Origin of the sequence: Luteibacter sp. 3190 (genome assembly GCF_031456385.1) — a bacterium.
In the GTDB taxonomy this organism is placed as follows: Bacteria; Pseudomonadota; Gammaproteobacteria; order Xanthomonadales; family Rhodanobacteraceae; genus Luteibacter.
On record NZ_JAVDUO010000001.1, the window covers coordinates 1429164 to 1453604 of the forward strand.

At 69.1% G+C, this 24441-nt stretch carries 18 protein-coding genes and 1 tRNA gene; 6 read left to right on the forward strand and 13 right to left on the reverse strand.

Features of this window, described 5'->3' with window-relative positions:
• Positions 1-406 precede the first annotated feature (406 nt).
• The 6 genes from J2X58_RS06565 to J2X58_RS06590 all read right to left on the reverse strand — a co-directional run bounded on the left by J2X58_RS06565 (position 407) and on the right by J2X58_RS06590 (position 8522).
• Positions 407-496, reverse strand: a tRNA-Ser gene (locus J2X58_RS06565).
• 99 nt (positions 497-595) lie between these two features.
• Positions 596-1876 (reverse strand): serine--tRNA ligase, encoded by a 1281-nt coding sequence (gene serS, locus J2X58_RS06570; RefSeq protein ID WP_310047128.1) that lies wholly within the window; start codon positions 1874-1876, stop codon positions 596-598.
• 452 nt (positions 1877-2328) lie between these two features.
• On the reverse strand, positions 2329-2901 hold the full coding sequence (locus J2X58_RS06575; RefSeq protein ID WP_310047129.1) for a hypothetical protein: 573 nt from the start codon (positions 2899-2901) through the stop codon (positions 2329-2331).
• Between the two features lie 156 nt (positions 2902-3057).
• Positions 3058-4386: a replication-associated recombination protein A gene (locus J2X58_RS06580; protein WP_175472750.1), complete on the reverse strand. Its 1329-nt coding sequence runs from the start codon at positions 4384-4386 to the stop codon at positions 3058-3060.
• Positions 4387-4450: 64 nt separating this feature from the next.
• Positions 4451-5803, reverse strand: coding sequence for a DUF3999 family protein (locus tag J2X58_RS06585; protein ID WP_310047131.1), 1353 nt, complete (start codon positions 5801-5803; stop codon positions 4451-4453).
• On the reverse strand, positions 5793-8522 hold the full coding sequence (locus J2X58_RS06590; protein ID WP_310047133.1) for a DUF2339 domain-containing protein: 2730 nt from the start codon (positions 8520-8522) through the stop codon (positions 5793-5795). The genes J2X58_RS06585 and J2X58_RS06590 overlap by 11 nt, the downstream gene beginning before the upstream one ends.
• A gap of 87 nt (positions 8523-8609) precedes the next feature.
• On the opposite strand from J2X58_RS06590, the gene J2X58_RS06595 reads away from it, so the two are divergent.
• A complete protein-coding gene (locus J2X58_RS06595) occupies positions 8610-11624 on the forward strand; it encodes an ATP-binding protein (RefSeq protein ID WP_310047134.1) in 3015 nt (1004 codons plus the stop codon).
• A 107-nt stretch (positions 11625-11731) separates the two neighbouring features.
• Here the strand turns inward: J2X58_RS06595 and lolA are convergent, their stop codons facing one another.
• From lolA to J2X58_RS06615, 4 genes are all read right to left on the reverse strand, one after another.
• The gene (lolA, locus tag J2X58_RS06600; RefSeq protein WP_310047135.1) at positions 11732-12382 is read right to left on the reverse strand and encodes an outer membrane lipoprotein chaperone LolA; all 651 of its coding nucleotides are present in this window, start codon (positions 12380-12382) and stop codon (positions 11732-11734) included.
• Between the two features lie 32 nt (positions 12383-12414).
• Complete coding sequence (locus tag J2X58_RS06605; RefSeq protein ID WP_090053061.1) at positions 12415-12843, reverse strand: hypothetical protein; 429 nt, start codon at positions 12841-12843, stop codon at positions 12415-12417.
• Between the two features lie 6 nt (positions 12844-12849).
• Positions 12850-15129 (reverse strand): DNA translocase FtsK, encoded by a 2280-nt coding sequence (locus J2X58_RS06610; protein ID WP_255364459.1) that lies wholly within the window; start codon positions 15127-15129, stop codon positions 12850-12852.
• Between the two features lie 97 nt (positions 15130-15226).
• Positions 15227-16291 carry an alanine dehydrogenase gene (locus J2X58_RS06615; protein ID WP_090053058.1) on the reverse strand — a complete coding sequence of 355 codons (1065 nt, stop codon included), beginning with the start codon at positions 16289-16291 and terminating at the stop codon, positions 15227-15229.
• A 223-nt stretch (positions 16292-16514) separates the two neighbouring features.
• On the opposite strand from J2X58_RS06615, the gene trxB reads away from it, so the two are divergent.
• Genes trxB through aat form a run of 3 tightly spaced genes read left to right on the forward strand, consistent with a single transcriptional unit; the run spans position 16515 to position 19356 of the window.
• Entirely contained in the window at positions 16515-17477 is a 963-nt protein-coding gene (gene trxB, locus J2X58_RS06620) for a thioredoxin-disulfide reductase (RefSeq protein ID WP_090053057.1), read from the forward strand.
• Positions 17478-17515: 38 nt separating this feature from the next.
• Positions 17516-18649, forward strand: coding sequence for a GNAT family N-acetyltransferase (locus tag J2X58_RS06625; protein ID WP_310047138.1), 1134 nt, complete (start codon positions 17516-17518; stop codon positions 18647-18649).
• Positions 18646-19356 carry a leucyl/phenylalanyl-tRNA--protein transferase gene (gene aat / locus J2X58_RS06630; protein WP_310047139.1) on the forward strand — a complete coding sequence of 237 codons (711 nt, stop codon included), beginning with the start codon at positions 18646-18648 and terminating at the stop codon, positions 19354-19356. The genes J2X58_RS06625 and aat overlap by 4 nt, the downstream gene beginning before the upstream one ends.
• A gap of 48 nt (positions 19357-19404) precedes the next feature.
• On the opposite strand, the gene J2X58_RS06635 is transcribed toward aat, so the two are convergent.
• Together J2X58_RS06635 and J2X58_RS06640 are read right to left on the reverse strand one after the other, a co-directional pair.
• Positions 19405-20802, reverse strand: coding sequence for a DHA2 family efflux MFS transporter permease subunit (locus tag J2X58_RS06635; protein WP_310047140.1), 1398 nt, complete (start codon positions 20800-20802; stop codon positions 19405-19407).
• 44 nt (positions 20803-20846) lie between these two features.
• A complete protein-coding gene (locus J2X58_RS06640) occupies positions 20847-21710 on the reverse strand; it encodes a pseudouridine synthase (RefSeq protein ID WP_310047141.1) in 864 nt (287 codons plus the stop codon).
• A 114-nt stretch (positions 21711-21824) separates the two neighbouring features.
• Here J2X58_RS06640 and J2X58_RS06645 point away from each other — a divergent pair, with 114 nt between their 5' ends.
• The gene (locus J2X58_RS06645) at positions 21825-22868 is read left to right on the forward strand and encodes an HDOD domain-containing protein (protein ID WP_310047142.1); all 1044 of its coding nucleotides are present in this window, start codon (positions 21825-21827) and stop codon (positions 22866-22868) included.
• 31 nt (positions 22869-22899) lie between these two features.
• Here J2X58_RS06645 and J2X58_RS06650 read toward each other — a convergent pair whose 3' ends face one another.
• Positions 22900-23427, reverse strand: coding sequence for a hypothetical protein (locus J2X58_RS06650; protein WP_310047143.1), 528 nt, complete (start codon positions 23425-23427; stop codon positions 22900-22902).
• Between the two features lie 214 nt (positions 23428-23641).
• Between J2X58_RS06650 and J2X58_RS06655 the strand changes: the two genes are divergently transcribed.
• Positions 23642-24427, forward strand: coding sequence for a restriction endonuclease (locus J2X58_RS06655; RefSeq protein WP_310047144.1), 786 nt, complete (start codon positions 23642-23644; stop codon positions 24425-24427).
• Positions 24428-24441 lie beyond the last annotated feature (14 nt).

Sequence of the window (24441 nt, forward strand, 5' to 3'; positions counted from 1 at the left end):
CGGCACTGCCATCGGTCTCTAGCGAGAATCTACCCTGGGTCTTCTCGACCTTGTAGCGAGGGATATAAAAAGAGGTGGCCGGGTAATCAGTGTCCAGCGGCGTGCCATCCTCAGTGCCATCACAAGCCTCCGTGCTCGGCTGAAACAAATGCTGACATAGGTCGACAACGCACACGCGCGTATCTGCGCCAGAGCAGGATCACGCGTATGCAAACTCCGATTGATGACCCGCACCCCAAAGGCGCCTTGCAACTCTATCGACACCACTTGGCGAGAGTGAGGCACGCCGTGCGGCGAGCGAACTAGGTGATGGGGTAAACGCATGCGTGTTGTCCACGCGAGTGTCCACGCACTGAAATGCTCAATCGGGACTAACTCCCATCCCAATCAATAGCTTACAAAGACTTGGCGGAGAGAGTGGGATTCGAACCCACGGTAGGCTTACACCTACGGCAGTTTTCAAGACTGCTGCCTTAAACCACTCGGCCATCTCTCCGTTTTGTTCCTCACCGCCACGCGTTGCACTTGGCGGTTTCCTGCGTCGGCAGGCCGGGCGCTGGGCGGCCGGCGCGCCGATTGTACCCTGCCCTTACCCTCAGGCGATGGCTTCGATGCCGGCCATGTACGGGCGGAGCACTTCGGGGACCTCGATCGAGCCGTCCTTCTGCTGGTAGTTCTCCATCACGGCGACCAGCGTGCGGCCGACGGCCAGGCCGGAGCCGTTGAGGGTGTGCACCAGTTCCGGCTTGTTCGTGGCCGGGTTGCGCCACCGCGCCTGCATGCGACGCGCCTGGAAGTCGGTGCAGTTGGAGCAGCTGCTGATCTCGCGGTACGTGTTCTGGCTGGGCAGCCAGACTTCGAGGTCGTAGGTCTTGGCGGCGGCGAAGCCCATGTCGCCGGTGCACAGCTGCACCTTGCGGTACGGGAGCTTCAGGGCCTGGAGGACGGCTTCGGCGTGGCCGACCAGTTCCTCGAGCTGCTGCATGCTCGTCTCCGGCGCGACGATCTGCACCATTTCGACCTTCTCGAACTGGTGCTGGCGGATCATGCCGCGCGTGTCGCGGCCGTAGCTGCCGGCTTCGGCGCGGAAGCACATGGTGTGCGCGGCGAGACGCATGGGCAGCGCGTCGGCTTCGGTGATGCTCTCGCGCACGAGGTTGGTCAGCGTGACTTCGGCCGTGGGGATCAGGTAGCGCTTCGCTTCGCCGACTTCGGTGGCGAAGAGGTCTTCCTCGAACTTCGGCAGCTGGCTCGTGCCTTCCATCGCCGCGCTGTTCACGATCAGCGGGACGTTGTGTTCGAGGTAGCCGTGCTTGGTCGTGTGCAGGTCGAGCATGAACTGCGCGAGCGCGCGATGCAGGTGCGCGAGCTGGCCGCGGAGCACGGTGAAGCGCGCGCCGCTGAGCTTCGCGCCGGCGTCGGCGTCGAGCCAGCCGTGGCGGGCGCCGAGGTCAACGTGGTCCTTGACTTCGAAGTCGAACGGACGCGCGTGGCCCCAGCGGAGGATCTCGACGTTGTCGTTCTCGTCCTTGCCGATGGGCACGGAGGCGTCGGGCAGGTTTGGGATGCCGAGGGCGATCTCGTTGATCTTCGCCTGGACGGCGGCGAGCGCGTCTTCGTTGGCTTTGAGCTTTTCGCCCAGGCCGGCGACTTCCGCCATCAGGGGGGCGACGTCTTCGCCCTTGGCCTTGGCCTGGCCGATGGCCTTGGAACGCGTGTTGCGGAGGTTCTGCAGCTCCTGCGTCTCCGTGGAGAGCGACTTGCGCTCGGATTCGAGGCGCTCGACCGTGGCTACGTCGAGGTCGAAGTTCCGGGCGGCGCGGAGGCGTTCTGCCGTTTCGGCGAGGCGGCCGCGCAGGAGGGCGGGATCCAGCATGTTTGCGTTCCGAGGGCGGGTGGATTCGGGATTATCGCAAAGTTTGGGGGGTGGACGGTGGGGCGTCGGGGCGTGGGCGTTCTTTCGGGCGTGGTCGCCGTGGGTACCGGCGTGCGCCGGTACGACGGTGAGGGGGTTTGTGGTGTTGTGGCAACGTGCCGGGGCTCGGGGGGCGAGCGTGTCGTGTTGACCGGACGTGGTCGCCGTGGGTACCGGCGTGCGCCGGTACGACGGTGAGGGGTTTTGTGGTGTTGTGGCAACGTGCCGGGGCTCGGAGGAAAGCGTGTCGTGCTTCCTGGGCGTGGTCGCCGTGGGTACCGGCGTGCGCCGGTACGACGGTGAGGGGGTTTGTGGTGTTGTGGCAACGTGCCGGGGCTCGGGAGGAAGCGTGTCGTGTTGCCTGGCGTGCTCGCCGTGGGTACCGGCGTGCGCCGGTACGACGGTGACGGGCTTCAGGGGGTGCGGTGGCGGCCTAGCCACCAGCCCATGATGGCGCCGGCGACGAGCCAGCCGAAGGCCTGTTCGACGAGGCTGCCGAGGGTGAAGGCGCCGGGGAAGCGGTACCAGTTCCAGTACGGCACGCTGAGCGAGAGCCAGCTGAAGATGCCGAAGCCCAGGCCGATGAGCAGGCCCCTGGCGGCGCCGGTGCCTGCGCGGATCATGATCAGCGCGACGATCAGGGCGGCGAGGGTTTCGGAGAGCCACTGGTGGAACAGGTTGTACGGCATCGACGCCATGGGGTCCTTGCCGTAGGGCGTGTAGACGATGAAGGCGTACGGGTTGGCCTTGGCTTTGGCGGAGAATGTCGCGATGGACTTTTCGTCGCCCTGCGTGGCGGGGTCGTAGTGCGGGAGCACGTAGATGCCGTGCTCGCCCGGGAGGCCGTCGTGCAGTGCGGCCAGCACCTTGTCTTCGTCGAGCGGTGCGCGCATGGACATCTCGCCCAGCGGCAGCACCATGTGCGCGAACGCGCCCCAGAGGAACATCACGATGCCGCCCAGCAACGTTGCGATGGCGATGCGCATGGCCGTGCTCCCGCGGGTTGGATGGGCCGAGGGTACGTCCGGCGTGGCGTTGGGGGTATCGGACTTTTGGCAGGGGTGCGGGCGTTGGCGAGACTGCCCGCTGGCGCGGGATCGCCGATGCGATCGGCTCCCACCCTTCGGTAGGTTGGCGCGCGTTCAGCGCTTCTTGCGGGCTTCGGTTCGTGCGGCGCGGAGGGCGTTGAGTTTTTCGCCGAGCTTGAGTTCGAGGCCGCGATCGACGGGCTCGTAGAACGTCATGCCTTCGAGCTCGTCGGGCAGGCATTGCTGGTCCAGGGCGATGCCGCCTTCGGCGTCGTGGTCGTACTGGTAGTCCTTGCCGTAGCCGAGGCCCTTCATCAGCTTCGTCGGCGCGTTGCGCAGGTGCATGGGCACGTCGAGCGTGCCCATCTGCTTCACCGTGGCCTTCGCCTTGTTGTACGCCATGTACGCCGCGTTGCTCTTCGGCGCGATGGCGAGCCAGATGGCGAGCTGCGCAAGGCCGAGTTCGCCTTCGGGGCTGCCGAGGCGCTCGTAGGTGTCCCATGCGTCCAGCGCCATGCGCCACGCGCGTGGCTCGGCGAGGCCCACGTCTTCCACCGCCATGCGCGTCATGCGGCGCGCGAGGTACAGCGGGTCGCAGCCGCCGTCCAGCATGCGCGTCAGCCAGTAGACAGCCGCGTCGGGATCGGACGAGCGCACGGATTTGTGCAGCGCCGAGATCTGGTCGTAGAACTGCTCGCCGCTCTTGTCGAAGCGGCGCGTGCGGTCGGCGAGCACCTGCTCCAGCGTGGTGTCGTCGATGCGGCCGTCTTCCGCGAGCTCCGCGGCGATTTCCAGCAGCGTGAGCGCGCGGCGCACGTCGCCGTCGGCCGCGCTGGCGATGAGCCGCAGCGAGCCTTCGTCGACATGCAGCCCGAGATCGCCGAGCCCACGTTCGGTATCGGCGAGCGCACGGTGCAGCGCGGCGACGATGTCGTCGACGCCGACGGCGTCGAGCACGTGCACGCGGCAGCGCGAGAGCAACGCGGAGTTGAGCTCGAACGACGGGTTCTCGGTGGTGGCGCCGACGAAGATGATCACGCCGCGTTCGATGTGCGGCAGGAAGGCGTCCTGCTGCGCCTTGTTGAAGCGGTGCACCTCGTCCACGAACAGCACGGTGCGGCGCCCCTGCGCGAAGTTGCCTTCCGCTTCGGCCAGCGCCTTGCGCACGTCGGGCAGTCCGCTCATCACCGCGGAAATCGCGCGGAAGTCGGCGTCGGCGTAACGCGCCACCAGCAGGGCCAGCGTGGTCTTGCCGCAGCCCGGCGGGCCCCAGAGGATCATCGAATGCACCCTGCCCGCCTCCAGTGCACGGCGCAGCGGCTTGCCCTCGCCCACCACGCGCTGCTGGCCCACGATCTCGTCGAGGGCGCGCGGCCGCATGCGCTCGGCGAGCGGCTTCAGGGCTTCGGGTTCGGCGAACAGGCCGGGGGACTGGAAGGACATGGGGCTCATGACGTGCGGTGAACGCCCATTATCGCGCGTTCACCGTGCATGGCGCCTCAACGGCTCATTCGCCGCCGTTCTTCGGCTTCCGCAGGAGGCTGGCGGCCATGGCGGCGACCACCGCCGCGCCGAGCAGCAGCACCACCCACAGGAGCGGGCGCGTCCAGTCGAACGGCGCCTCGGTGGGGTCGACGGCCTTCTTGCCCGCCAGCTCCTGCGCCTTGCCCGTCGTGGCTTCCGCCGGACGCCATGCGGGGCCGCCTTCCTTGCGCAACGCCGCGACGGCCTCGTCGATCGGCCAGGCCGGGCGCCGTTCGGAGCGGCTCCCGACGAGCAGGCGGTACGGACCGTCGCCCTCGGGCAGGAAGACGATGCGATCGGGTCGCCAGCCCACCAGCAGGCGCGGCGGCTCGCGCAGCGGCGTCACCGAATGCAGGCGGATGAGATCGCGGCGGATCGGGGTCAGTTCCAGCGGGTGGACGTCGCCGTTCGGCGCGCCCGGTGTCACCACCAGCGTGCCGAGCTGCTCGCCGCGCATCGTGTCCTGCACGGCGATGGCGTCGAGGCGCGCGACGTTGTCGCCCCGCCCCAGCTTCACGCGCAGCGCGCCGACGGGAACCGCGGCAGGTAGCCGGTAGTCGTAGTCGACGCCCTGATCCTTGGTCGCGGTGTCGGTCGGGCCGAGGTCGAGCCATCGGCGCGGGGATTCGTCCTTCGCCGAGGCATCGGTCACCGTGCCGGACAGCGTCACGCTGCCGGGGTGGCCGTCGGCCCAGGGCGCGTCGCCCGAGGTCACGCGCACGCGGTAATAGCGTGCCGTGTCGCCGGCGAGCTTCACGACGCGCGCGTCGACCGCGCCATCGCCGCTGCCGAGCGAGACGACCGACGCGCCACGCACGAGCGGTGTCCAGTCCTGCAGGTTGGTGCTGGCGTCGATGTCGATCCGCAGGTTCGCGTCGCGTCCCAGCGGCGCGAACTCGATGCGCTCGGGTCGCAGCGGCTGGCGCGCGTCGATGAGCCATTCGGAGGGCTTGCCGCTCGTGGCCGCGGCGCCGGGCTCGATCAGGATGTCGCCCGTGGTGCTGCGCTGGATGCGCGGGCCCACGGCACCGTTCGCGCTCGGCGGCACGGTGAGCATCGGCGCGTCCACCGTCAGCGGATGCGACGTCGGTGTGGCGGCGTGGTAGATGCCCGCCGCCACCTGGCGCCCTTTCGCATCCACCACCACGACGTCGGTGAGACCCGCATCGCGGACGGCCCAGGTGTAGACGTCTTCGGGCATCGACACGACGTACGCCTTCGCACCAGGCGCCGCGGTCAGCGGATAACTCACCGCGAAGCGCGGCGGTGCGTCGGCCTGCGCCAGGGTGGCGAGCAGGCCAGCGAGGGGAAGGACACGACGCCAGTCACGCTGCATGCGACGACTCCGGAGGAGGAACCGAACCCTGCCTTGGCGGCGCGGGCGCGAGGTAACCGATCACGGTGCAAAGCAGACCGTACGCGATGAACGACGCGATGCCGAAGAGGTTGCCGAGGTGCCCGCGATCGACGATCAGGAGCTTCAGCAGCACCAGCGCCATGGTCACCGCGCCTGCCAGCCAGAGCATGCGCTGCCCTCGCTTCGAGCCCAGCACCCAGGCCACCACGCCGATGACGCTCCACACCACCGTGAGCGACAGCTCGGCGAGGCTGCTGCGATGCATGTCGCCGTCCCACGGCACGCCGCCCAGGTGATGCACGGCACGCAGCGTCATGCTGGTGGCGATCACGAAGAACAGGGCCGCGAGCACCGCGGGTCGCAGACGCCGCACCTCGGAGGGAATGGCGTCGTCGGAGATCGCGCGCGCCACGAACAGCAGCACGGCAACCAGCAGCAGGTCGACCGGGTTGAGCACCGGCACGAACGGCAGCGGTCGTGGATCGCCCGCGGCGCCGAGCGCGCCGATGCCGATCGCGATCATGCCCAGCGTCGTGCACGCCCCCACGGCGAGACGGATCTCGCGGGCATGCGCGCGCAGCGGCATCGCCAGCCAGCGCGTGCCCCACAGCACGAGCGCCGCGAGCAACAGCGTCGGCATCGAAACGGCGAGCAATCGCCAGCCCTGCCCCAGCGACTGGCCATCGAGCGCGATGGCGATCGCGACGGTGAACACGGCGAGCCAGCGCACCCACCAGATCGTGGACGTGGCCACCGCGGCGATCGGGTGTTTCGCTTCGCCGGCCAGCGCGAACCAGCCGGATACACCCATCACCGCCACCGCGACGAGCGGCCATCCGGCGAGCCACTGCGTGCCGGCGTTCGCGGCATCGAGGATCACGGCCATGCCCACGAGCAAGAACAGCGGCACGCCGAAGGCGAGCGTGGTGCCCAGATCGAGCTTGCGCGCACGCGGGCACGCGATGGCGAGCAACGCGGCGGTGACGGACGACAACGCGAGCCAGCTCGCGGCCTGCGGTGCGCCGTCGACGACGAAGCGATCGATCTGGTCGGCGAAACCGACGAGCCACCACAGCGTGGCCCAGACCAGCAGGCCGATGCGCGCGAGCGCGGAGACGCCGCGAGACGTGCCATGGCGATCGAACTGCCACATGCCCACGACGGCCCCGATCACGAGCAGCAGGCTGCCGATGAAGGCGGCATTGAGGAACGGCACGTCGTCCACGCCGTGGCGGAACAGCGCGGCGATCACCCAGGCCGCTCCCGCCGCGAACTGCAGGAACACGCCGGCCCAGCGCGGCAGGCGCCGGCCCTGGCGGAAACCGAGCCAGATCAGGCCAGCACCCTCCAGCGCGAACACGCTCGCCGTCACGCTGGCGCTGAGCGCGAGCGGCACGGCGATCGTCGCGAACGCGACCGCGAGCACGGCCCACGTCTCGCGCAGCAGCGTCATGTCGTCGCGACGACGGATGGCGAAGGCGATCGCGAAATAGATCGCCGCGGCCACCAGCGCGGAGATCGCCAGGGGCATGGGCCGCCAGTCGAGCAGCGCGCCCTGCAGCAGCAGGCTGGCGATGGGATTGCCGAACATCAGGCAGCCGTCGAGGATCGCCCGCTCGCGCCGCGGCGAACGCAGCACGTGCAGCCAGGGCACGGCGAGGTAGAGCAGGAAATGCAGCACGAGGAACGGCTCGGTGCTGGCGAACAGCCCGGGCCGATAGCTGAGCACGCCCCACAGCGTGCCCACGCCGAACGTGCCGACGAAACCCAGCACGTTGAGCACGCGCCACGCGCGTTTCCAGGCGATGCCGAGGATGCCCAGGTTGAGCACCGCGTAGTACGAGAACAGCGCGACGTGGTTGCCCTGCCCGGTCGACGCGATGATCGGCGCGGCGAAACCGGCGACGAGGCCGAGCACCGCGAGCGCGAGCGCATCCTGCAGCACCGCGAGCACGCCGAGGGCACCGACGAACACGATCAGCAGCGCGAACGCCCATCCGGCCGGAAGCAGCCCGTACATGCGGTATGCGGCGAAGACGGTCATCACCAGCACGCCGATGGCGCCGCCCTGCAGCGACAGGGCGAACGCGCGCCGCCGGTCGCGTTGCAGCCAGCCGAACACGACACCCGCGATGGCGGCGAGCGCGACGATGCACAGGCGCACCGACACGGGCACGCGCAGCAGGCCGGTGTCGGCGGCGTATTTGAGGAACGCGGCGACGCCGGCGAAGAGCACGAGCATGCCGACCTTCACCGGCACGTTGCCTTCGGTGAACCAGCGTTTGATGGCGGTGGCGAGGCGCTCGGCGACGGTCGGACCGCTGGGTGGTTCGACCGCGGCGTGGACGGCTGCCGCCGGCCTGACCGCAGTCGCGGGTGGCGCGGGTGGCGCGACCGGGGGGACCGGGGATACGGGCTCCGGCGCGCGCCGGGGCGACGGTATCGGGGGCGGTGTCGTATCCGCGGCTTCCGCTCGCTTGCCGCCGGCCAGGTCGTCGATCAGCCGCCGCGCGTCGTCGAGATCGCGACGCAGCTGGGCGGTGCGCGCCCAGAGGAATCCGATGGCGAATCCGGCAACGGCGCCGGCAACGCCCTCACCCACAAAGGCGCCGATGATCGCACCCACGATGGCCCACACCACATACATGCCCTTGCTCCCCCACCGACCACGTCCGTTGTCTTCGGGAGAGTCTGGCATGAAAGCGGGACGTTGCGGATCGGCCGCCCGGCCGCGCCACCGCCTCGATACGGTACGCTGGGCGTTCGTCCCTCCCGTCCTGTGCCGATGATCTTCACTGCGCGTCGCGCGATCCGCTTCCTGTTGTGCCTCGCCGCGCTGTGCACCGGCGTGCCGGCCGCGCATGCCACGGATCCGACACGCACGCTCGAACAGCTGCATCACACGGCGCTGCGTGCGCAGGACGGCGCGCCGGTCGGGGCGACGTCGATCGCGCAGACCGAGGACGGCTGGCTGTGGTTCGCCACGCGGATCGGCCTGTTCCGATACGACGGTTTCGAGTTCGAGAAATACCCGCTGCTTCCGCCCGCGAGCAACGAGAGCGAAGCGATGTGGGCGCTTTACGCGGCACCCGGCGGCGACCTCTGGGTGGCCCGCGCCGGCGGCGGTCTGCTGCGGCTGCGCCGAGACACCGTCACGTCGTACGGCGCCAACGAGGGCCTGCCGGATCACGTCGCGGTCGACGAGTTCGCCACCGCGGGCGACGGTGCGCTCTGGGTCGCGTCCGAGGCGGGCATCTTCCGTTTCGACGGTTCGCGCTGGAACGACGTGTCGGACTGGGGACTGAAGGGCGAGTTCGACCAGTTCCTCGAAGCGCCGGACGGCGTGCTCTGGGTGGTGACCGATCAGGGCACCTTCGTGCTGCCGAAGGGCGCCCGCCGTTTCGAGGACACCGGACTGCCGACGCCGTCGCCGCAGGTGCTCCTGCTCGACAACGACGGCAGCATCTGGCGCCGCCAGGAATCCGGCGTGGCACCGCTTCCCGGCGACTGGGGCAAGCCGCATCCCTTCGCGCGACAGCGGCGCGCCAACGGCAATACGAGCCTGCTGGATCGGGACGGCACGCTGTGGACGGTCGCCTGCGACCGGAACCTCTGTCGCGTTCCGGCGGGCTCGGTGCGACAGACGGGCGACCTCGCCGAGAACCCGAAGCTACAGGCCATGAGCGAGCAGCTCGGCATGACGTCGCAAGGCACGATGACCATGCTGGAGGACCGCGACGGTAGCATCTGGGTCGCGACCAAGGCGGGCCTCGACCGCTTCCGCGACAGCTGGCTGGCGACCGTCCGCTTCCCGCAGATGTCGCTGTACTTCTCCGTGTTCGAAGACGCCGCCGGCACGGTGTGGACCGGCACGGCCGCGCTGACCGCTTACGACGACCGGCTGTGGACGCTCACGCCCGATCCACGGCCGCTTCCGGGTTTTACCGGCGCGCTGACGAGCGTGTGGACCGACCCCGACGGCAGCACCCTGATGGGCGGCTATGGCGAGATGTGGCGCAAGAAGACGGGCGCATTGCCCGTGTCCGTGCCCTTGCCGGAGGGCGCGGCGAAGCGACGCTCGATCGTTCAGGCCATCGCGCGCGACGGGACGGGACGGCTTTGGCTGTCGCTGCGCCTGCGCGGCGTGTTCTACCAGGATGGCGACGGAGCGTGGCAGTCGGCCACGCCGTTCGGAGCGCCGCCGGACGTCGCCCCCTGGGTCATCCACATCGACCCGCGCGGCCGTCCCTGGTTCGGCTACCAGGATGGCTCGGTCTCGGTCTTCGACGGCACGAGGATGCGCCGTTACGGCGAGGCCGAGGGGCTGCGACTGGGGCCGGTCTCGGCGGTCGCGTCGGTCGGGGACACGCTGGTGGTGGGTTCCGAACACGGCATGTCGTTCCTCGACGACGACCGCTTCCGCATGCTCACTTCCCTGCCCCGGAACCGTCTCGACATGGTCACCGGCATCGTCGGCACGCGCGACGGCGCGGTCTGGGCGTACGGTGTGAACGGCCTGATCCACTTCACGCACGACGCGTGGAAGGCCGCGCTGGCGAAGCCGGAGACACCCGTCGAGGCCATGGTGCTGACGATGGAAGACGGCGTGCCCGGCCCGGCGCAGCTCGTGCGGCCCCTGCCCACCGTGTTCGCGGCGCGCAACGGATACCTATGGTTTTCCGGGTCGCAAGGGCTCGCGTGGCTCGACACCTCGAAGCCGCTCGCCCGTCCGCCACCGCCGCCGGTCATCATCCGCTCGATCGAATCCGGCACGACGACCATCCGCCCTGGCGAAGACGTGGTGCTGAAGCGCAGCCGCGACCTGCACGTGTCGTATACCGCGCTCGCGCCCGGACGGCCGCGGGGCGTGCTGTTCCGTTATCGGCTGGAAGGCGTCGACGCCACGTACCAGGACGGCACCGCGCATCGCGATGCGCATTACATGGACCTCGCGCCGGGCGACTACCGCTTCGTCGCCGAGGCGTCGTACGACGGTCGGCACTGGAGTCGCTCCGAGCCGCTCGCGGTGCACGTGCCGGCGCGGCTGTTCGAGATGCGCTGGTTCCAGCTCGCCTGCCTCGGCCTCGTCGGACTGCTCGTCTGGCTGGCGCACCGGTGGCGTGTCCGCCTGCTGACGCGCCGCCTGCGCATGCGGCTCGACGAACGCCATCGCGAGCGCGAACGCATCGCCCGCGATCTGCACGACACGCTGCTGCAGGGCGTGCAGGGGCTGATCCTGCGCTTCCAGGCCTTCGTCGATGGACTATCGCCCGAGGACCGCTCGCGCACGACACTGGAGCGCACCATCGATCGCGCCGAGGCGTTGCTCGTGGAGGGCCGCGACCGCGTCAAGGGCCTGCGCACGCAGGCGTCCGTGCACGGGTCGCTGGAGGAGCGCATCGCGGCGCAGTCGGAAGACATCGGCATTCCGGTGCATTTCGAGGTGATCGCACCGCGGATGCGCCGTCCGGTCAGCGAGGTGGCGACCGACGAGTTGCACAGCATCGTGCGCGAGGCGTTGCTCAACGCCACCCAGCACAGCCACGCGAAGTCGATCTGGATCACGATCGAATACGCGCGGCGATGGCTCACGGTGACCGTGCGCGACGATGGCGACGGCTTCGACGGCTCGCCGAGCATGATGCCCGGCGAGGGGCATTACGGCATCGTCGGCATGCGCGAACGCGCCGCGCGATTGAACGGCCGGCTCGATGTCGTATCACTACCGCAGCGCGGTGTCGCGGTCACGGCGAAGGTGCCGGCACGCGTGGCGTACGCGCGGGATCGGAAGAAACGCTGATTGGTAGGAGCGCGCCCTGCGCGCGACATCTTTTCGCGAAGAGCCTCAGGTCCTGGCGCTCACGGCCTCAAAAGCTGTCGCGCGCAGGGCGCGCTCCTACCAGGCGATCAGTGGACGGGCTGGGTCTGCAGGACCGGGGCGTCGCCGACCACGTCGGTGCCTTGCGGCGGGACGAAGGTGAACGTGCTCTCCGGCAACGCGGTATTCCGCGTCAGGTTCGCGAAGGTGATGTTCGTGAGGTTGCCGAGCTGGTCCTGGAAACGCATGGCGGCGAGCGCGCCCTTCGCATCGAACCCGAGGTCGGCGTAGGTGAACTGCGGATCCGCGCTCGTCGAGGTCAGGCGCAGCCACTGGTAACCGTCGTGCTGGCCCTGCTCCGTCACATGGAAGTCGCGATCGAGCTGCGAGATGTCGGTGAGCACGGTCAGCGGGCTCTGCGCCTCTTCGCTGCTCTGCTTGCGCACGGTGACCTGCTCCAGGTCGGGATCGTAGAGCCACACGCGGCTGCCGTCGGCGACGATGGTCTGCTTGTACGGCGCCGTGGTCTCCCAGCGGAACTGCCGCGGCGCCTCCAGCGCCAGCGTGCCCTTGCTGGTCTTGCCGGCCTCGCCGTTCGGGCCCGACAGGGTCTGCGTGAAGCTGCCCGCGAGCGAATGCATCCCCTTGGCGAAGGCGTCCAGGCGGTCGCGCGCCGGGCCGGCGGCGAAGGTCGGCAGGCTGAGCAGGGACAGCGTCGCGGCGAGCAGGAGGCGTTTCATGGGCGTGGATTCCGTGGGATTCGGCGCGATTGTCAGCGATCGGTTTCGAACAGCGACTTAAGCATGTCGATGGCCTCGGCGGGCGTGATCTCGCCGGCCTCCATCTTCTCGCTGATGTCGGCGATGGCCTTGCCGTCGCGGTGCCAGTAAGGCGCGTCGCGCGTGGCCGTGTGCACCGGGCGGGCCTCCTGCCCCAGCACCGCGATCTCCGCGATCTCGGGCTGTTCGGCGAAGATGACCTCCAGCGCGTCGTCCACCCCGGCGGTATGGCCGCTCGGGTAGTCGCGGGTGACGAAGCATGCGCGGCCGTCGTCGGCGCGCAGCTCCAGCCCGGGAATCGACGGGTTCAGTTCGAAGATGCTCTCGACCTCGTCGAGCACCTCGGCCGTGGGCGCGAGGTCGCCGGTGACGAGCAGGCTCCAGGGGCGCTGGCGGAGCGCGCCCGGCTTCATCGGGTTCATGCGGGATCAGTCCTTCGGAGGCGGCGGCGCCAGCACTTCGCGGTTGCCGTTGTGCTGCGGCGCGCTGACGATGCCGTCCTGCTCCATCTGCTCGACGAGGCGGGCGGCGCGGTTGTAGCCGATGCGCAGGTGACGCTGCACGCCGGAGATCGAGGCGCGGCGCGTCTCGGTCACCACGCGAACGGCGCGGTCGTAGAGCGCGTTGTCGCCGTCGCCTTCGCCCTCGGCGTCCTGCGGCAGGCCCGAGTCGTTGATGATCTTGCCGTCGGCGGTGGACTGGACCTCTTCCAGCACGCCTTCGATGTAGTTCGGCGCACCCTGCGCGCGCAGCCATTCCACGACGTTGTGCACCTCGTGATCGTCTACGAAAGCACCATGGACGCGCTCCGGCGTGGCGGTGCCCGGCGGCAGGTAGAGCATGTCGCCGTGGCCCAGCAGGGCTTCGGCGCCGGACTGGTCGAGGATGGTGCGCGAGTCGATCTTCGACGACACCTGGAACGCGATGCGCGTCGGGATGTTCGCCTTGATCAGGCCGGTGATCACGTCGACCGACGGGCGCTGCGTGGCGAGGATCAGGTGCACGCCCGCGGCGCGCGCCTTCTGCGCCAGGCGCGCGATGAGTTCTTCGACCTTCTTGCCGACGATCATCATCATGTCGGCGAATTCGTCGATGATGATGACGATGTGCGGCAGCGGCTCGAGCGGCTCGGCCGTCATCCCCGGCATGTCCGGATTGGCGCGGAACAGCGGATCGAGCAACGGCTGGCCGCTGCTCTCGGCGTCCTTCACCTTCTTGTTGAAGCCGCCGAGGTTGCGCACGCCGACCGCCGCCATGAGCTTGTAGCGGCGCTCCATCTCGGCCACGCACCAGCGCAGCGCGTTGGCGGCTTCCTTCATGTCCGTGACGACCGGCGCCAGCAGGTGCGGGATGCCTTCGTAGACCGAAAGCTCCAGCATCTTCGGATCGATCATGATCATCCGGACGTCTTTGGCGCTCGACTTGTAGAGCAGGCTGAGCACCATGGCGTTCACCGCCACGGACTTACCGGAGCCGGTGGTGCCGGCCACGAGCAGGTGGGGCATCTTGGCCAGGTCGGTGACCACGGCCTTGCCGCCGATGTCCTTGCCCAGCGCGAGCGCCAGTGGCGACTTCACCTGGTCGTAGCGCTCGGAACGCAGGATCTCGGAGAGGTAGACGATCTGCTTCTTGGTGTTCGGGATTTCCAGGCCGATGACGTTCTTGCCCGGAATGACGTCGACGACGCGCACGCTGACGACGGAAAGGCCGCGCGCGATGTCCTTGTCGAGGCTGGACACCTGGCTGCCGCGCACGCCGGCGGCGGGTTCCAGTTCGAAACGGGTGATGACCGGGCCAGGATAGACCCCGACGACGCGGGCCTCGACGCGGAAATCCTTGAGTTTCAGCTCCACCTGGCGCGAGAGCACCTCGAGGGTTTCCTCGGAGTAGCCCGGGCCCTGCGGCGGCGCTTCGTCGAGCAGCGACAGCGGCGGCAGTTCGCCGTCCATCGACGCGCCGGTGAACAGCGGGATCTGGTTCTCGCGCGTGGCGCGGTCGCTCTTGACCACCACCGGGGCAGGCGTTTCGATGCGGACCGGTTCGCGCTTGGCCTGCTTGACGGCCTCGGCCTTCTTCACGACCTCGCGCTCCGCACGCGCGGTGCGCGCGGCCATGACGTCCGGCGCGCTGCGCAGCTTGCCGCCGAACCAGCCGCCGATGCGCATGACGAGCTCGCCCGTGGCGTCCATCAGCCGGAACCAGGAGAGGCCGGTGGCCAGCGTGACGGCGATCAGGCACACGGCGAGCAGCAGCAGCGGCGCGCCCTTGTCACCGAACGCGCCGTGCAGGCCGCGCCCCACCCACTTGCCGACGATGCCGCCCGGGCCTTCCGGCAGGACGGCGGTGTCGACGTTGAGATACATCAGCGCGGGCGCGGTGATGAAGAAGAACACGAAACCGATGAGCCGCAGCGACGGCTCCCACGGCTGCACGTTGCGCTCCCCGCGATGACGGAGCACCTGGATGCCCAGCGCGAGGAGCAGCAACGGGAAGCCGTAACTCACCAGGCCGAAGATGTACCGGAGCAGGTTGGCGATGTTCGCGCCGACCGAGCCACCGAAATTGGTGGCGTGTTCGGCGACGCCCATGTGCCCCCAGCTCGGGTCCTGGTCGTTGTAGCTGAGCAGGCAGACGAGGAGGTAAAGGGCCAACGGCAGGAGGAGCAGCGCCCCGGCCTCGCGGAGGCGGCGCTTGAGCTCTTCGCTCAAGCCCTCCCGCTGGGCCTTGACCTGCGCCTTCGCCTGCTTCTTTACGACTTTCGCGCTTCGCGCCACTAACGAACGACCTCGGTCCCGGTTGCCGGCATCATGCCATGCCCTGGAGGGCCGGGTGCACGATCTTGCCGTTCTCGATGTTGATGCCCGCGGCGAGCGGGGCGTAGTCGCGCCACTCGTTGCCGGCGGCCAGGCGCTGCACGTACGGCAGGATGGCGGCGGAGATGGCGGTGGACGACGTCTGCGGCACGGCGCCCGGCATGTTGGTCACGCAGAAGTGCGTCACGCCGTGGACCTCGTAGGTCGGCTCCTTCCAGGTGGTCGGACGCGACGTCTCGAAGCAGCCGCCCTGGTCGATCGAGATGTCGACGAGCACCGAGCCCTTCTCCATCGTCTTGACCATCGCTTCGGTGACCACGCGCGGGGCCTTGGCGCTCGGGATCAGCACGGCACCGACGACGATGTCGGCGTTGCGGACTTCCTCGGCGACCGACGACTCATAGGCGTACAGCGCGGTGACGTTCGGGCCCAGGGCCATCATCTCGGCCATGCGGTCCGGACGCTTGTCGAACACGACCACGTTGGCACCGGCCGACGCGGCGAGCGCGGCGGCGTTGCCACCGGCGGCGCCGGCGCCGAGCACGACGACCTTGCCACGCGGCGTGGACGCCATGCCGCCCAGCAGCTTGCCCTTGCCGCCGTTGGGCTGGTGCAGGAGCGTGGTGCCGATCTGGGTGGCGATGCGGCCGGCGATGACGGACATCGGCAGCAGCAGCGGCAGCGCGCCGTTCTCGTCGACGGACTCGAAGGCGACGCCGGTCAGGCCGATGTCCAGCAGGCTCTTGGTGAGCGCCGGCTCGGCGGCCAGGTGCAGGTAGCAGAACAGCAGGTGGTGCTTCTTCAGGAGCTTCAGGTCGCCTTCGATCGGCTCCTTCACCTTGACGATCAGCTCGCCCTTCTCGTAGACGGCGGCGGCATCGGGCACGACGGTGACGCCCAGGGCGGCGTAGTCGGCATCCGCGTAGCCGCTCTTGGTGCCGGCACCGGACTGGATGAAGACCTCGTGGCCACGGCGGACCAGATCGGCCGCGGCGGCCGGGATGAGGGCCACGCGGCCTTCGAGGGTCTTGGTTTCGGAGGGAATACCGATGCGCATCTTATGGAGGATCCTGAATGAGCCGATAAAAGTCGGGAGTAAGCCGCTCCGTGGGGACGAAGCGGGCACCATCGTGAGCCGAGCGTCTTGAATCGCACCCCCGTCTTCCCCATTCTTCCGGGTCGACCATGTCCTCGCGGACCTCGATACGGCCTTAGCATCCTGCCGCAAGAGGCGAGCGGTACGACTTAAAACACGCCGCAGTAAAACCCAAGGATTATACATGAGCACCCCCAAGCACAGCCGTCTCCTGATCCTCGGATCCGGTCCCGCCGGCTACACGGCCGCGGTGTACGCCGCGCGCGCCAACCTGAAGCCGACCATGGTGACCGGCCTGGCGCAGGGCGGCCAGCTGATGACCACCACCGAGGTGGACAACTGGCCGGGCGACGAGAAGGGGGTGCAGGGCCCGGAACTGATGCGCCGCATGGCCGAGCACGCCGAGCGATTCGAGACCGAGATGGTGTTCGACCACATCCATAGCGTCGACCTGCAGACCCGCCCGTTCCGCCTCAAGGGCGACGCCGGCGAGTACACCGCCGACGCCCTGATCGTGACCACCGGCGCCACGGCCAAGTACCTGGGCATCGCCTCCGAGGAGAAGTTCAAGGGCCGCGGCGTGTCCGCCTGCGCCACCTGCGACGGCTTCTTCTTCCGCGACCAGGACGTCGTGGTCGTCGGCGGCGGCAACACGGCCGTCGAAGAGGCGCTCTACCTGTCGAACATCGCCCGCAAGGTCTATCTCGTCCACCGCCGCGACAAGCTGCGCGCCGAGAAGATCCAGCAGGACAAGATCTTCGAGAAGGCCGCGGCCGGCAAGATCGAGCTGCTCTGGAACCACAAGGTGGACGAGGTGCTGGGCGACGATTCCGGCGTCAACGGCGTGCGCGTCGAGGACGTCAACACAGGCGCGAAGCGCGATCTCGACGTCCAGGGCTTCTTCGTCGCCATCGGCCACACCCCGGCCACCGGCATCTTCGAAGGCCAGCTCGAGATGACCGACGGCTACATCCAGATCAAGTCGGGCCTGAACGGCATGGCCACCGCCACGTCGGTGCCGGGCGTGTTCGCCGCGGGCGACGTCGCCGACCACGTGTATCGCCAGGCGATCACGTCCGCCGGCTTCGGCTGCATGGCGGCGCTCGACGCCGAGCGCTGGCTCGACCAGCAGAACATGCTGGCCTGAGGGAACCGCCCCGCGACCCACGCGGGGCGTTCCGCGACATGGACGGCATCCGCTTCCTCGACGGTCTCGGCGGCATCGCGTCCGCCGACTGGGATGCGCTCGTCCCGGACGGCAACCCCTTCGTCTCGCACGCGTTCCTGAGCGGCCTGGAGTCCCGGGGCTGCCTGCGCGAGGACTACGGCTGGAAGCCCTACCACCTGGCCCTGTTCGAACAGGGCCGCCTGGTCGCCGCCGCTCCCACGTACCTGAAAGGCAACTCGCACGGCGAGTTCGTCTTCGACTGGAGCTGGGCCTCCGCCTGGGAGCGGGCCGGTGGCGATTACTATCCGAAGCTGCTCGTCGCCTCGCCCTACTCGCCCGTGCCTGGCCCGCGCCTGCTGGTGCCGGAAGGACCGGCCGCCGAGGTGATCCGCAATCGCCTCACCGCCGCGCTGGTCGACGAGGCCGACCGCCTGGGGCTGTCGTCGATCCATGCCAACTTCCTGGCCGACGCCGACCTCGACGCCTTCGACGACCGCTGGCTCGCGCGCTCCGACTACCAGTTCCACTGGCACAACCGGGGCTATGCCGACTTCGACGCCTTCCTCGCCGCGCTCACCGCGAAGAAGCGCAAGAACATCCGGCAGGAGCGCGCACGCGCGCACGCGTCGGGCCTCACGATCGAGATGCGCGGTGGCGACGAGCTGTCCGACACCGAGTGGCGGCAGATCCACGCCTTGTATGAGCTTACGTTCGACATGAAAGGCAACCACGCGGCCCTGACCGCGCGGTTCTTCCAATACCTCGGCCGTACCCTCGGCTCGAATGTGCAGGTGGCGCTGGCGCGCGATTCGCACGACATCGTCGCCATGGCGCTGTTCCTCCGTGGCGGCGGTGCGCTGTACGGACGTTACTGGGGTGCCAGCGTGGAGGTATCGGGCCTGCATTTCGAACTTTGCTACTACCGTGGCATCGACTACGCGATTCGCGAAGGGCTCGCCCGGTTCGAACCCGGCGCGCAGGGCGAGCACAAGCTCGCGCGCGGCTTCCTGCCCACGCCGACGCACTCGCGGCATTACATCGCCCACGAAGGCTTCCGCCGCGCGGTGGCGGACGCGCTGGAGCACGAGGCCCGCCATCGCGAGGCGTATCGCGAGGAGCTCATGACCCACTCGCCTTACGCCGATCGATGATCCGCCTGCCACAACTGCACCGGACGCGCGTCACCCTGTTTCCGGATCCGGAGACGGCCCTGCAGGATCCGAACGGCCTGCTGGCCTGGGGCGGCGACCTCTCGCCGGAGCGGCTGCTCGCGGCTTACGGCCAGGGTGTGTTCCCATGGTTCAACGCCGACGAACCGATCCTGTGGTGGTCGCCCGATCCGCGCTGCGTGTTTCGCACCGACGGCGTGCACCTCAGTCGCAGCCTGCGCAAGCAGCTGCGCCAGTCGAACTGGCAGGTCACGGCCGATACGTCCTTCAGCCGCGTGATGCACGCGTGCGCCGCGCCGCGCGACGGCCAGCCCGGCACCTGGATCGGCGACGACATGATCGCGGCGTACGAGGAACTGCACCGGCGCGGGCACGCGCACAGCGTCGAGGTGTGGGATCGCGGATCGCTCGTGGGCGGCATCTACGGCGTGGCCGTCGGCAGGCTGTTCTGCGGCGAGTCGATGTTCAGCGCGCGCAGCGGTGGATCGAAGGTCGCGCTCGCCGCGCTGTGCAACCTGCTGCATGGCTGGGGCTTTCCGCTGCTCGATGCCCAGGTGACGAACAGCCACCTGCTCAGCATGGGCGCCGTGGAAGTGCCACGCGCCGAGTTCGTCGTGCAGGCCCGCCGCCTCGCGGGGATGCCGGGCGTGACGGGGTCGTGGGTGAAGTATCCGCTCGCGTTGCCCTGACCACGTAGGAGCGCGCCCTGCGCGCGACATGTTTTAGGGCCAAGCGATTCAGCGTGCCCTGTGACCGCTCATTTCCGCGCCGGCGTTGCGGGGCAACAGCGCGCACACCGGTGCCGCGATCAGCGACACGAACGTCACCACCAGGAACGCCGCGCTGAAGTCGGGCAGCTGCGCGCTCGCGTGCCCGTTCCACACCACGGACACATGCAGCGCGGCGGACGCCACGCAGATGCCCAGTGACAGCATCAGCTGCTGGAACGTGGTGTAGAAACTGGTCGCGCTGGAGAAGCGCTCGCTCGGCACGTCCGCATAGGCCACGGTGTTGTACGCGCTGAACTGCAGCGACTGGAAGAATCCCGAAAGCAGCAGCACGGTGTAGATCGTCCACAGCGGCCAGTCGGGGCGGAACGCCGCGCACAGCGCCACGCACACCATCGACAGCACGCCGTTCCACATCAGCGTGGCGCGGAATCCCCAGCGGCGCAGCACCGGCGCGGCGGTCGCCTTCATCAGCATCGCGCCCAGCGCGGACACGAACGTGACGACACCGCTGTGCGCGGCCGAGAGGCCGAATCCGAGCTGCATCATCAGCGGCAGCAGGAACGGCACCGCGCCGGCGGTGATGCGCGTGAGCGAGCCGGCCACCACCGAAAGACGGAACGTGGTGAAGCGCATCAGCGACAGGTCGAGGATCGGGTTCGGCACGCGGCGCGAATGCCATACGTACAAGGCGCCCACCAGCAACCCGCCGACGATCAGCAGGGCCGAGAGGTTCGACGACGCCGTGCCGTGACTGACCATTTCGAGACCGAACACCAGGCACGACAACGCGACGCCGGACAGCACGAAACCGAGCCGGTCGAACCGCACCTTGTCCGGCAGGCGCACGTCGGGAATGTATTTCGTGGCGAGCCACATCCCCGCGAGTCCGATGGGCACGTTGATGTAGAAGATCCAGCGCCACGACACCCACGTGACGATGAAACCGCCCAGCGGCGGTCCGACCACCGGGCCGATCAGCGCGGGCACCAGCAGCCACGACATCGCCGAGACCAGCTCGGATTTCGGCACGGAACGCAGGAGCACGAGGCGCCCGACCGGCACCATCATCGCGCCGCCGATGCCTTGCAGCAGGCGCGAGGTCACGAGCAGCGGCAGGTTGCCGGAGACGCCGCAGAGGATGGAGCCGAGGGTGAACAGCGCGATGGCGGCGCGGAAGACGTTGCGCGAGCCGTAGCGATCGGCGATGGCGCCGCTGGCCGGAATGAACACGGCCAGGCTCAGCATGTACGACGTGAGCGCCACGCTCATGTGCAGGGGCGACACATCGAACGACTGCGCCATCGACGGCAGCGCCGTCGCCAGGATGGTGCCGTCCAGTTGCTCCATGAACATCGCGCTCGCGATGATCAGGGCGACGGTGCGGAAGCCTGGTGCGGAAGTCATCGGGGACGCGCGGCTGAGAGGCGCATAGTTTGCGCCTGCAAGCGTCAAAGGTCGAGGCTTCGTCCGCTGCGGAAGTGGCGGGGCTCGCCGCTGAGCGGGTCGACGAAGCGCAGCTCGCGCGCGAGCAGGCGCAGCGGATCGCCGTAATCGCCCGTATCGTCGCGCAGCTCGGGATAGGTGCGGTCGCCGAGGATCGGCGCGCCCAGACTGGCCATATGCACGCGAAGCTGATGCTTGCGACCGGTCTCGGGCTCCAGGCGGTAACGCCAGTGACGCTCGCCGCGCTCGATGACGTCGACACGCGTTCGCGCGTTCGGCTCGCCGGACACCTCGCGCATGCGGAAGAATGGCTCGGCGCGTTCCAGGCGCGATGCGTGGACGAAGGGGAAGTCACGCCCCGGCATCGGTGGCGCGATCGCTTCGTAGATTTTCGCGATGGCGCGCTCCCGGAACAGGCGCGTGTACGCGTCGCGGCTCGCGGGACGCGCGGAAAAGACCACGAGGCCCGCGGTGCCTCGGTCCAGTCGATGAAGCGCGGCGAGGTCCGGATTGTCCAGGCGGCGCATGAGCCTGACCGACAGCGTTTCCTCGACATGACGACCGGCGGGCATGACGGGAAGGAAGTGCGGTTTGTCGGCGACGACGAGGTCGTCGTCCATGAAGACGATCGATTCGTCGAACGGGATGCGTGGTTCGTCGGGCACCTCGCGCCGGTAGGCCACGACCGCGCCCGGGCGATAAGGCAACGTGCGCGACACCGGCTGCCCGTCGGCCGTGACGGTGCCGCGCTCCATCCGGTCGATCCACGTCGCGCGATCGATCGTGGCGAAGCGCTCGCAAAGGAAATCGAGGACGGACGCCCAGCCGCCGGGAGGCAGGACGATGCGGCTCGTGGGGTGATGGGTCATGTCGGTATCTTACGGCCGTCCGGTCCGGCGACAGGCGACACGCCTCGCCAATCGTTTCGACCCACCATGGGGCATATACTGCCGCATCGTCCCCATCCCAACGCGGAGCCACACGTGATCGGCCGGTTCTTCAGGAAGTGGTTCGGAGGTGCGCGAGCGCGGTCCGCCGACGCATCGGCGCACCTGTCGCTGCCCGATGCCGCGCCATTCGTGCCCAAACCGTCCGACGCACCGCCTGGCGCCCTCACGGGCGACGAGATCGAAGATCGCTTCTATCGCCTCGTGTTCGGCATCGGTCCCGCGCGCGACCCGGGCCTGACGCCCGCCGAACAGAACGTGCTGCGCCGCGTGCGCGACGCCTTCGGCAGCGAGCGCTTCGACGTCGCCACCCTGCCCCGGCTGCCCGCGGTCGTGCCGCAGCTGATGCGCTCGCTGCGCAACGACGATGCCGACAATCGCGCGCTGGCCGAACAGATCTCCCGCGACACCGTCCTCGTCGGCGAAGTGCTCCGGGTGGCGAACAGCGCCTACTTCCGCACGGCGCGGCCCGTTTCGGGCCTGCCCCAGGCCATCGCGATCATGGGCCACGACGGCCTGCGCCGCGTGGTGATGCAGATGGTGATGCGACCGATCCTGCGCACGGACGACGGCCCGCTGGGGCGCGACGCCGGCGAGCGGCTGTGGGAACACGCGGAACGCTGCGCGCGGGCCTGTGCGTTTCTGAGCCGTGGCGTGTGCGACCCCTTCGAGGCGTTCCTCGCCGGCATCGCGAGCCAGGCGGGCGCGCAATCGATCATCCGCGAGGTGGCCAACGTGCCCGGTGCGGCCGGTCTGGCGTACAGCCGTCCGTTCATGGCGGCGATAGGGCAACAGATCGAACGCCTGTCGCTGCACGCGGCGCGGCACTGGAGCTTTCCCTCGCGTGTGGTGCAGGCGCTGGCGGAGCGCGCGGATCCGGCCGACGCGGGCGCGCGAACGCCGCTGGGGCGGGCGCTGCTCGCCGCCAGCCGCGTGGCGATGCTGGACGTGCTAACGGAACGCGGCGCGGCGGATCCCGACGCGGTACTGCTGGCGCACGCCGCGCTCGGCTTCGGCCAGGAGCGGCTCGCGGCCTGCCGGGACGAGCTGCGCACGGCCGTGGCGGTCGCGGAGGCCTGAGCACGCGCTCCGGCGACCACCTGGCGCTAGGCTAGCGCTTCACGCCCGTGCCGAGGACGTCGGTCCAGAGACGCTCGGCCAGATCGGCCGAGGCGGCATCGATCAGCGTCGGCACCGCGACATCCAGCCGGGGCGAGGCCGGGTCCAGTTTCCGCGATTCGTGAAGCCGATACGATTTCGCGGCGATCAGCCCGCGCGCCACGATGCGGCAGTCGATCGCCATGTCGATGTCCAGCGACGGCGGCTCGGCGTCGGCCTTCGCACCGACCAGGACCTCGAGCCCACGGCAGTTGATGATCAGGTCGGTGAAATACTTCGGCTGCAGCGCCGTGCGCAGGCGCGCTTCGACCACGCTGGCGATGTCCGGCGTGACCTGCACCTTTTCCTTCGATTCGAGGCCCGCCACGGTCAGCACCCGCGCGCCCGGGTTTTCCACGGTCAGCCAAGGCGACGATGGGCTTGCCGACACCGCGCGGCTCATGTCGCTTTCGATCATCGCGCGACCGCCACAACCGGCCAGCGCCAGCGCCGCGGAGGCGACGATTACATGCTTCAACACCTGTCTTTCCCCGATTTCCCCTGACTCGACCTCCCAATGTACCGGGCATGTGCATATGCGGCAAGAAAGTCAGGAATGTGAAGGGACGGATGCGCGGCCGGGAGCGCGTCGCCGCCAACCCCGCTATCATCTGGCGCCTGTACGTCTGGAATCCCGCCACCCCATGTTCGACGCGCGATCGCACCCACCTGTCGGCACGGATGCCCTGGCGCGCATGAGCTGGCATACGTTCGAGCACCTGCTCGCCGAGCACTACCGCGAGCAGGGCTGGCGTGTCGAATACGATTCCCGTCCGAAATCCCTCAAGGCGCTGGGCGCGAGTCTCGACCTGCGCATGCGCCGCGGCAACGAGGTCACCATCCTCCAGTGCCGCCAGTGGGACGCCAGCGAAGTGCAGGTGCAGGACGTCAACGAGCTCCTCGCGACGATGCTCAACGAAGGCGCGTCGGGCGGCATCCTCGTCACGCGCGGCACCTTCAGCGGCGACGCGCGCACGGTGCAGCTTCGCCAGCCGCGGCTGCAGCTGATCGACGGCGACGTGCTGCGCGTGATGCTGAAGCTCGACGGCCCGGCGACCGGCGTGACCTCGCACGTCGCCGCCAGCGAGAAGCCGGCACGCAAGGAGAAGCCCGCACGTGTTCCGGCGTCCCGTCACGACCGGCCCTGGCTGCTTCCCTCGATCGTCGCCGCGGTGGTGGTCTGCCTGCTCGGCCTGTTCGTCTGGCGCGCGATGACGCGGGTCACGGCGACGCCACCGCCCGTCGCCGCGACGCCGGCCGCTCCTCCGGCCGCACAGGCCCCAGCCGCCACCACACCGCCCGTCGTCGCGACGCGCCCCCGGAACGACCTGCCCTCGCCGACGCTCTCGCGCGAGCTCGCCGAACGCGCGCGCCTGCAGGAATCGCGCTCCGAAGCTTCCCGCCACGGCACGCAGCGCCAGGCCGAGGACGCGATGAAGGTGATGGAGCGAAACACGCGGGAACTCGGCTCGGCGGAATGACCCGCCAAGCGGCG